At 69.3% G+C, this 407-nt stretch carries 1 protein-coding gene; it reads left to right on the forward strand.

Going from position 1 to position 407, the window contains the following annotated elements:
* A partial coding sequence (locus QSK31_RS48595) for a hypothetical protein (protein WP_285692011.1) occupies nucleotides 1-388 on the forward strand: 388 nt, incomplete at its 5' end.
* Nucleotides 389-407: the final 19 nt, after the last annotated feature.

Raw genomic sequence — 407 nt, forward strand, 5'->3', positions numbered from 1 at the left:
GGCCGAGGGCCGGTCGGACGTCCTGCTGGATATGGCCGCGCAGCTCCACGATCGCGGCGCGGGAACGTCGGTGCTGGCCGAGATGGTTCAGGCCGCGAGCCCGGATGTGACCGACCGGAACGACGACGAGACCAGGTTCGACGACTTCATGGTGGCCGTGCTGGACGCGCTCGACCAGGCGGAGGCCGGGACGTTCACCGGTACACAGGCGGAGGACGGCACGTTCCCGGGGGTGGAGGCGTTCGTCGACGCGAACCGCCACCTGCTGGCCGACGTCGCCAAGAAACATCGCCTCCTGGAGAAGCTCGGCAAGCAGCAGTCCCGGCCGCGGACCGATCTGCAGAGGGCGCAGGCCCAGGCCGTCCAGTTCGCAGTCTCGAGGTGCTGACGGTGCAGTCTGACGGAGA

Origin of the sequence: Actinoplanes sp. NBRC 103695 (assembly GCF_030269485.1) — a bacterium.
Classification (GTDB): Bacteria; Actinomycetota; Actinomycetes; order Mycobacteriales; family Micromonosporaceae; genus Actinoplanes.